Here is an 8710-nt window from a genome sequence, read left to right on the forward strand (position 1 = left end):
GGTTGCAGCTCTTTTATTCGCTAACCGAATTAACTTTGAAAACAAGACCTTATTCACTAGGGTTTAAGGAAGAAAGACGATGAGAGAATATAAAAAACTGTGGTGGACGCTGCTTGGGGTGCTCGCCGTTACTTTCGCCATTCTCGGCTATTTTGGTCGTGAGGTTTATCGTGTTGCGCCGCCTATTGCCGAGCAGTTTGTTAGTCAGGATGGTCAGGTTTACACCTCTAAGGATGCGATTTTAGATGGGCAGACGGCCTGGCAGTCGGTTGGGGGGATGCAACTCGGCTCAATTTGGGGGCATGGTGCCTATCAGGCGCCAGATTGGACCGCCGATTGGCTGCATCGTGAACTCGTCCAGTGGCTGGATATTGCTGCTCAAGAGGCGCATGGAGTAAGCTTTGATGACCTGTCTGAAGAGCTACAACAGCCTTTACTCTGGGCACTTAAAAAAGAGTACAGGACCAATACCTATGATCAAAATACGGGTACGGTCACTCTGTCTTCCCGTCGCCTGGCTGCCATTGAGCAAACGGCGGCTTATTACCATGCGCTGTTCGGTGGCGACCCGTTATTACAGCAAACCCGTAAACATTATGCGATGAAAGAAAACACTTTGCCCAGTGCAGAGCGTCGCGAAAAACTCACCGAGTTCTTCTTTTGGACGGCTTGGGCTGCGGCCACAGAGCGCCCCGATGGTTCGTCTACTTATACCAATAACTGGCCTCATGAGCCGCTGATCGATAATGAACCCACTGCGGAAAACCTGGTGTGGTCGATTGTTAGCGTTATCTTGCTGATCGCCGGTGTTGGTGCGCTCGTTTGGGCCTGGTCCTTCCTGCATAAAGATGAAGAAGCACCGACTCCGCCTAAGCAAGACCCCATAGCATCATTTTCCCTAACAGCATCGCAAAAAGCTTTGGGTAAGTATCTATTTCTGGTGGTGTCCTTATTTACTTTCCAGGTCTTACTGGGTGGCTTTACGGCGCACTACACGGTCGAAGGGCAGGGCTTTTATGGCATTGAAACATCACAATGGTTCCCATACAGCCTAGTGCGTACATGGCATATTCAAGCAGCACTGTTTTGGATAGCAACCGGGTTTTTGGCTGCCGGTCTTTTCCTCGCTCCCATTATCAATGGTGGGCGTGACCCCAAATACCAAAAGCTGGGGGTAGATATCTTATTCTGGGCCTTAGTGGTCGTTGTCGTTGGCTCATTTGTTGGTAACTACCTGGCTATCGCACAAATTATGCCTGCGCATTTAAACTTCTGGTTAGGGCATCAGGGTTATGAGTTTGTTGATCTGGGCCGCTTATGGCAGATAGGTAAATTTACCGGCATAGTCTTTTGGCTGGTACTGATGTTGCGAGCGATTCTTCCTGTGTTTAAGCAAGAAGGTGATAAAAACCTGTTGGCTTTATTCTGCGCCTCGGTAGTGGCTATTGGCTTATTCTATGGTGCCGGTTTCTTCTATGGTGAACGCACCCATATCTCGGTAATGGAGTACTGGCGCTGGTGGATTGTCCACCTTTGGGTTGAAGGCTTCTTTGAGGTGTTCGCAACTGCGGCATTGGCCTTTATCTTCCACAGCATGGGCTTGGTTTCTAAGCGCTCTGCAACAATAGCTTCTTTGGCGTCTGCATCGCTCTTTATGCTTGGAGGCGTGCCCGGTACATTCCACCACTTGTATTTCTCAGGCACAACCACACCTGTGATGGCGGTTGGTGCAACCTTTAGTGCGCTGGAAGTAGTGCCCTTGATAGTGCTAGGTCATGAGGCGTGGGAGCAGTACAAGCTGAAAGAACGTAGCCCTTGGATGGCAAACGTAAAGTGGCCCTTGATGTTCTTCATTGCCGTGGCATTTTGGAATATGTTGGGCGCGGGCGTGCTGGGCTTTGCCATCAATCCGCCTATTTCCTTGTACTATGTGCAGGGCTTAAACACTACGGCAACGCATGCTCATGCAGCACTATTTGGCGTGTATGGTTTCCTTGCTCTGGGCTTTACCCTGTTGGTACTGCGCTATATCCGCCCAAGCATGCAGTTTGATGAAAAGCTGATGAAAACGTCATTCTGGTGGATGAATACAGGCCTTGCTCTAATGTTGTTTACCAGTTTACTGCCTGTGGGCTTAATTCAATTTTATGCTAGCGCTTCTCAAGGTCTGTGGTATGCCCGCTCAGAGGCATTATTACAAAGCGATGTCTTGGTGGCATTGCGTTGGATCCGTACCATTGGCGATGTGGTATTCATTATTGGTGCCGTTGCGGTTACCTGGCAGGTGGTTAAAGGGGTCTTTGGCCTAGATAAGAATGAAGCCTTGCCTGTGACTGTAGGGGGAGCTTCTGCTGCCTTCGCGGGCGCAGAACTGCAAGAAAGTGAGAAGGATTCATGTTGCGGTGGCTGCGGTCAAACCAGTGAAAGCGCAAGCTAATTAGCCGATAAAAGTAAAAAAGGAGTCGTAAGACTCCTTTTTTTAATACCAATTCAGTTAAGTATGTGAGCACAATATTTAGCCCGCTAGAATGATGAGCTGTTTAAGTGAATTGGTATCAGGCTTAACCCTGGTTCATTTGCTCGATAAAGCGGTTGGAGTCGGCGATAGAGCGATTCATATCGTCGATCAGTACCTTGATATCACGCTGCAGGTTGGCAAATTCGCCCTTGATGGCGGCAATGGCCTGAGCATTCAGGTTATGCTTCAGATAAAGCACATTGTCTTGCAGCGACTCCAGCACCGGCTGCATTTTTGCTTCGCTGGCACGCATGGAGCGCAGCAACTGGGCAAACTGACGCTCAGTGGCGCGCAGCTTTTTCGTGCTTTCGCGTTTTAAAGATGCACTTTTGTATTCTTCGAGTTCGTCGGCCCATTCCTCAAACAAGGCTTCGGCCACATCTTCAACCTTATCGATATTGGTGCTGACCTCTTCAGCGGCCGCCAAACTTGCCTCATAATCATCGTTCAGTTGCTCATAGGCGTCTTGCAGATCGCCACCGTCAAAGTTGATCAGGGTGCTTAGGCGCTCAAGGGCGGACTGAAACTCTTCTTGAGACTCTTGTTGCGATTCCTTGGTTTCTTCCACCCGGTCGACAAGAATATCGCGCTTGTGTACGCCTACGGATTCCATGGCCGAGTAGTAGGCAGATTGGCATGCGCTAAGGGAGAGAAAAGCCGTTGCTAGGGCTATTTTTTTGAGCATTTGAGTGTCCTGTCTCTAAACTTGATACTGTAAATTATGTGGCTGATTGCTATGATAAGCAAAAGATTTTCTTCTTTGAGTTCGTAATGAAGTGGGATAGTGACAAAATAAAAACAACCTTGGCAATTTGGGTTAAAGCTCAGCCGCGCTGGTGGCGCTACTTTTTTACCCGGTGTGGTGAAGACCAGATCGCCGTGAATGCCGGCTACCTGGCTTATGTTACCTTATTATCCCTGGTGCCTTTAATCGCGGTGGGTGTGGCTATTTTTTCCGCCTTTCCCGGCTTTGAAGACATACGTATTAATATCGAAAACTTTATCTTCACTAACATGGTGCCTACCTCTACGGATGTGATCAAAGAGCATATCGGTGCCTTTACTGGTAATGCCAATAAGATGACCGCGGTGGGGATAAGCTTTTTGGCGGTTGTGGCGCTGTTTTTGATTCGCAATATAGATGCCACCTTAAATCGTATCTGGCGCATTAAGAAAAAGCGCCCGGCGATGATTTCCTTCGCCGTTTATTGGATGGTGCTCAGCCTTGGCCCCGTGCTGCTTGGTCTAAGCATAGGCGCGACGTCTTATATAGTGTCTCTGGTGTCCTTTGCCGATGAAGGGATCCCCGGGTTCAGCGGCTTTGTGATTAAGTCGCTGCCTTATGTGATGTCCACCGCGGGCTTTATAATGCTCTATACTCTAGTACCTAACACCCGCGTTCCCTTTAGGGCGGCGATCCCCGGCGCTATTTTTGCGGCGCTGCTGTTTGAGCTGACTAAGAAAGGCTTTGCACTGTATATCAGTCATTTTCCCTCGTACGAACTGATATATGGCGCCTTGGCTACCGTGCCTATTTTGTTTGTCTGGGTTTATCTGTCGTGGATTGTGGTCTTGCTGGGCGCGGAATTTACCGTATGTATTAGTGTGAGTCGGCCACCCATTGACGATATCGTTGCCGAGGAGGTTGCCGCTCGCAAGGAGTGAGCATGGCGTTCAGCTATCCTATAGACGCGCCGCGGCAGGTTTATCATCTTGCCGTGGCTCATGGCCACCAACTCGAAATTGAAGAGCATGGTAATCGCGACGGTTTTCCTGTGTTTGTCTGCCATGATGGCCCCGGTGCAGGCCTTAGTCGCGCTCCTTGTGCCTATTTTAATCCCCGTCATTATCGTATCTTTCTCTACAGCCAGCGCGGCTGTGGTAACTCCACCCCGCATACCTGCGAGCACAACAATCTCGATTTATTGATTGCCGATCTGGAGCTGATACGTGAGCATTTCGGTTTAAGCCGTGTAATTCTTGCCGGTGAAGGTTTTGGCGCCATGTTGGCGCTGAGCTATGCCTTAGCGCATCCTCAGCAGGTGTCCGCGTTATTGTTATGGGCGAGCTTATTAGGTACCCGCGAGGATTGTGCATGGAGCTTGGGCTCATCTGGGGCGGCGGCACAATTTTATCCGCAGCAGTATCACCTCTTTAATCCAAAACTGCTTGCCCCGGACGAGTTGGTAGATGACTACTATCAACGCCTTTTCGATGCCAATGAGCTGGTTCAAATAGAAGCCGCCAAAGCTTGGGGAGCCTGGCAGCAGCAATTGGGGCGGCAAACCATGGAGCATGATAATCATCTGCAGCTGACAAAATTGCAGCTGCACTATCGGGTGAACCGCTTTTTCTTAGCGGAAGAGCAGTTGCTGAAAGGGGCTTACAGCCTCAACAAGATGCCAACTTATATGGTTCATGGCCGTTATGATTTACGCTGCTCCTTTGCTCAGGCACAGCGTTTGGCAAATGCGCTTCAGGCCCAATTGCAGATAGTCGCCGAGCTTGGTTGCACTCTCGAAAATGAGGTATATTGTCAGGCTCTATGTCGGGCGACCGACCATTTGTATCTGCAGTTAAAGAGGTCTTAGTGCAAGGATTAATTCAGCGTGTAAGTGGCGCCAAAGTGGAAGTGGAAGGCAAGCTAGTCGGGGAAATAGGCCAGGGCATTTTATTGTTGCTTGGGGTAGAGAAAGCCGATGACGAAGCCCAGGCGGATAAGTTGCTGCACAAGGTCAGCAATTACCGGATTTTCACCGATGAGCAGGGCAAGATGAACCTCAGCCTTAAGGATATAGGCGGCCAGCTTATGGTGGTGTCGCAATTTACCCTGGCAGCGGATACGAAAAAGGGCATGCGCCCGAGCTTTTCCAGTGCCGCAACGCCAGATCAGGCTACCCACCTGTATGAATATTTTGTCGCCAAGGCGCAGGAGCAAGGGATCAGCGTAGCCACCGGCCAGTTTGCCGCCGATATGCAGGTGAGTTTAACCAATGATGGCCCGGTCACTTTTAACCTAACGGTTTAGCGACTGATAAAGAGCAAATGATTGGCGTAGCCGGGCACAGTAATAACTTTTGCCGCCTTGCCAAAGGTGGCTGCAAGCAGCTGTTCTAAGCGTGTTAACTGGCTGTGATGATGGGCTAGAAAGTTAATAAAAACATATCCGTGTGGCGCCAATGCTGCACTCAAAAGCTCATAAAAGCGCTGCTGAAATAAAAACATCGGCGCATCCAGCTCACTAAATAAATCCAAGATCAACCAATCAAAACGACCGCAGCGGTTAAGCGCTTGCTCGGCATCAAGGCAGCAGAGGTTGTCGCTTTGCCCGGCACTAAAAAAGCGTTTGTAGCAGTGGATCACCTGGGCATTATGCTCCACCGACACCAGCTCGGCCTCGGGATAAGAGTATTGCAGGTAATTACGAATGGCGCCGCCACCAAGGCCCAGCTCCAGCACCCTTTGCGGCTTTTTAAGGGTTTGCCAGTATTGGGCCAGGATATGCAGATGGGGGAGCAGCAATCTTTGTGGTTGATTGGCGACAATGACGGATTGCAGGGTGTGATTGAGCAACAGCCAGCGAAACTCTTGCTGTTGTCGCACCTCAAGGCGGGTGCCCCCTTGGCGATACCAATAAAGTAAATGCCCCAGGTGGGCGCAATTGGTAATAAAGTGCCTGGATGCGGCATCATTGTGTATAAGTGCAGCTTTCATTAGCTCAGCATAGACCCATACTGTTAGCCGTGCATAATCATTTACGCTTGTTTGGCTAGTTGTGCTTTAGTGTTATTTGCCCTAAGCGTTAAATCTTGTAAGGTGGATGGCAAAAAAGTGATTGGAGGAAGTATGTTCCAGGTAACCACCCCACAAAGTAGTGATGATTGGCAGGCGTATTACCAACTGCGCTGGCAGGTTTTACGAGCGCCATGGGATCAGCCTCGTGGCAGTGAGCAGGATGATTTAGAGCAGGAATCAGAACATCGCTTTATTAAAAATAAAGAAGGTGAGGTGCTTGCCGTCGCCCGATTACATTTTAACAATGGCCAGCAGGCTCAGGTGCGCTATATGGCGGTGGCTGAAGAGCACCGAGGCCAGCATTTAGGCAGCCGTTTATTACATGAATTAGAGAAGATTGCCTGGACGCAAAATGCCGATGAGTTGGTGCTCTTTGCCCGCGAGCGAGCACTTGAATTCTATAAGCGTCATGGCTATGAATTAAAAGAAAAAGCGCATCTGGCTTATGGCGATGTGCAGCATTGGCGCATGGTTAAGCAACGCCCTAGCGAGCCCGGTTGGTTCCGTCATCCGGACTGGACTCAGGTGCTGCAAAATACCTGGCGTGAATCCATCCCCATCAGCGATAAGATGGGCATAAAGGTGGAATCCTACACGGATTGGCAGTTCAGTGTGGTGGCCGATCTGGATGCCAATATCAATGTGCACAACACCATGTTTGCCGGTTCTGTGTATTCCATGGCAACCCTGGCAGGATGGGGGGCTACTTATCTTGCCTTGAGAGAGGCAGGTAAAGAGGGCGACATTGTTTTAGCCGATGCCAATATTAAATACCTCAAGCCAATTAAGTCACTGCCTAGAGCGCATGTAGATCAACAGGTATGTGAAGGTTGCTTTGAGCAGCTGGAAAGTGATGGTAAAGCCAGTTATAAGGTACCGGTGAAGATTTATGATGGCGACACCCTGGTTGGCGAGTTTGAAGGGCGCTTTGTTGTTATAGCGAAATAGCCTTTACCTCGTTAACTCGATAATATCGACAAAAAAGCCAGCATAATGCTGGCTTTTTTAATGATAATGGCTGCTTTTTACAGCAAGTCAGTCAACAGGATACCCACGCCAAAGCGTTCGATATCGGCGTTATAGTCGATCATGCTTTCGCCATAACCGTTGAAGTATTGGGCATAGCCACGCAGGCGGCCCCAAAGCGGGAAGGACCAATCAAGCTGTAAGGCACCACGGTTGTCCGAGTTTAGGTTATTGCGCAGCATAAAGCTGACCTCGTGGTCTTCAAAGCGGCGCACTCCGCGAAACTCAAAGTAACCCATGTACTTGTGAATATCCGGGTTATCATCGCCCTTGGCTTCCATCGGATCGTCTTTTTCGTCTTCGGGAAGGCGGTACCAGGGCTTGAAGCTAAATACATAGCCGTTTTGTTCCCAGATAAAGTTGGCATAGACGCGGTTCCAGGAGCGCGAGTAAGGCTGGCTGCGGCCGTTAGACTGGTGTGAAATCCCCAAAGCTACGGCAAGCTCATCGCCCCACCAGACGTTTTCTTCATCCAGGTAGTTAATCCAGAAGATTTCCGGCTCATAGTTGGTCTCGCGAAACGGCGAGGAAATATCGTCGTTATAAAACTGCCAGTACGATTGCAGGGTGACGGCGAAATAAACGGCCTGATCCTTGTCGCTAAAATCGTCGAAAACTGGAACTTTAAGCGAAAGTTGGTATTTAATTTCGACGTTATCTAGGTTTTCGCCCTCGTCATTTGTGGAGAGGTTTTCAAGATCAGCACCAAAGGGCTCCTCGTTGGGATGCTTGATATAGGTGACGGGCAAAATATAGTTACGATTGTGCGGGGTTATCACGTTACGGTTTTTTTCCGTCACCTGCTCGCGAGCCTTGCGTTTATCTATGGCGCTGAGTTGTTTGCTTACCTCAAGTGCAGTGCATTTTTCTCGCAACTGGGCGAGAGTTTGCTCGCCATCCCCGGCAATGGCTTCATTGAGAATACATTGCTTAACGATATTGAGTTCTTCTTGCTGGTAACTTTTTTCTTCAGTTTCCGGTTGAACGGCCCAGAGCTGTGTGCTCGTGGCTAAACCGGCAATAAGATAGCGCCAATCCATAACTTACCTGTTATTTAATTGTATAAGGTACAAGGAATTATACTGTTAGTGCGATACTTTCGCAGCACTTGCGTGAATTTAGGCTGAAAAAATGGGCGGCTAGGCCGCCCATTAGCAGTGAGTACCTCTCACTGACTCTCACGCAATCGGTTGGGTCTGTTTATCTTTGCGGTTTTCTTTATGTTCAATCTAAACGCATTCTGATGAATATAATCACTGATTCATGTGGTTAAATTCATCCATGAAGCTTGGTTACATCGCGCATCCATGCGCTCACCTCGCTAGGCTGCGAAGCATTGCTTCGGTCTTGCTCGCCTATGTACATAGCGAG

8 protein-coding genes are annotated in these 8710 nt (G+C 49.3%); 5 read left to right on the plus strand and 3 right to left on the minus strand.

What is annotated here, in order from left to right; all coding sequences use genetic code 11:
* Nucleotides 1-79 precede the first annotated feature (79 nt).
* Entirely contained in the window at nt 80-2437 is a 2358-nt protein-coding gene (locus tag C2M35_RS14290; RefSeq protein WP_105265629.1) for a nitric-oxide reductase large subunit, read from the plus strand.
* Nucleotides 2438-2561: 124 nt separating this feature from the next.
* Here the strand turns inward: C2M35_RS14290 and C2M35_RS14295 are convergent, their stop codons facing one another.
* Nucleotides 2562-3203, minus strand: coding sequence for a DUF2959 domain-containing protein (locus tag C2M35_RS14295; RefSeq protein ID WP_105199294.1), 642 nt, complete (start codon nt 3201-3203; stop codon nt 2562-2564).
* A gap of 86 nt (nt 3204-3289) precedes the next feature.
* Between C2M35_RS14295 and C2M35_RS14300 the strand changes: the two genes are divergently transcribed.
* The 3 genes from C2M35_RS14300 to dtd are packed head-to-tail and all read left to right on the plus strand — an operon-like array spanning nt 3290 to nt 5546.
* Complete coding sequence (locus tag C2M35_RS14300; protein WP_105199295.1) at nt 3290-4183, plus strand: virulence factor BrkB family protein; 894 nt, start codon at nt 3290-3292, stop codon at nt 4181-4183.
* A gap of 2 nt (nt 4184-4185) precedes the next feature.
* A complete protein-coding gene (locus C2M35_RS14305; RefSeq protein ID WP_105265630.1) occupies nt 4186-5109 on the plus strand; it encodes an alpha/beta fold hydrolase in 924 nt (307 codons plus the stop codon).
* Nucleotides 5109-5546 carry a D-aminoacyl-tRNA deacylase gene (gene dtd, locus C2M35_RS14310; protein ID WP_105199297.1) on the plus strand — a complete coding sequence of 146 codons (438 nt, stop codon included), beginning with the start codon at nt 5109-5111 and terminating at the stop codon, nt 5544-5546. Before C2M35_RS14305 ends, dtd begins: the two co-directional genes overlap by 1 nt.
* On the opposite strand, the gene C2M35_RS14315 is transcribed toward dtd, so the two are convergent.
* Nucleotides 5543-6232, minus strand: coding sequence for a spermidine synthase (locus C2M35_RS14315; protein ID WP_105199298.1), 690 nt, complete (start codon nt 6230-6232; stop codon nt 5543-5545). The genes dtd and C2M35_RS14315 overlap by 4 nt on opposite strands.
* Nucleotides 6233-6364: 132 nt before the next feature.
* Between C2M35_RS14315 and C2M35_RS14320 the strand changes: the two genes are divergently transcribed.
* Entirely contained in the window at nt 6365-7261 is an 897-nt protein-coding gene (locus C2M35_RS14320; protein WP_105265631.1) for a bifunctional GNAT family N-acetyltransferase/hotdog fold thioesterase, read from the plus strand.
* A gap of 77 nt (nt 7262-7338) precedes the next feature.
* Here C2M35_RS14320 and C2M35_RS14325 read toward each other — a convergent pair whose 3' ends face one another.
* A complete protein-coding gene (locus C2M35_RS14325) occupies nt 7339-8379 on the minus strand; it encodes a phospholipase A (RefSeq protein ID WP_105265632.1) in 1041 nt (346 codons plus the stop codon).
* Nucleotides 8380-8710: the final 331 nt, after the last annotated feature.

Origin of the sequence: Pseudoalteromonas sp. T1lg76 (genome assembly GCF_002964725.1) — a bacterium.
Lineage (GTDB): Bacteria > Pseudomonadota > Gammaproteobacteria > Enterobacterales > Alteromonadaceae > Pseudoalteromonas.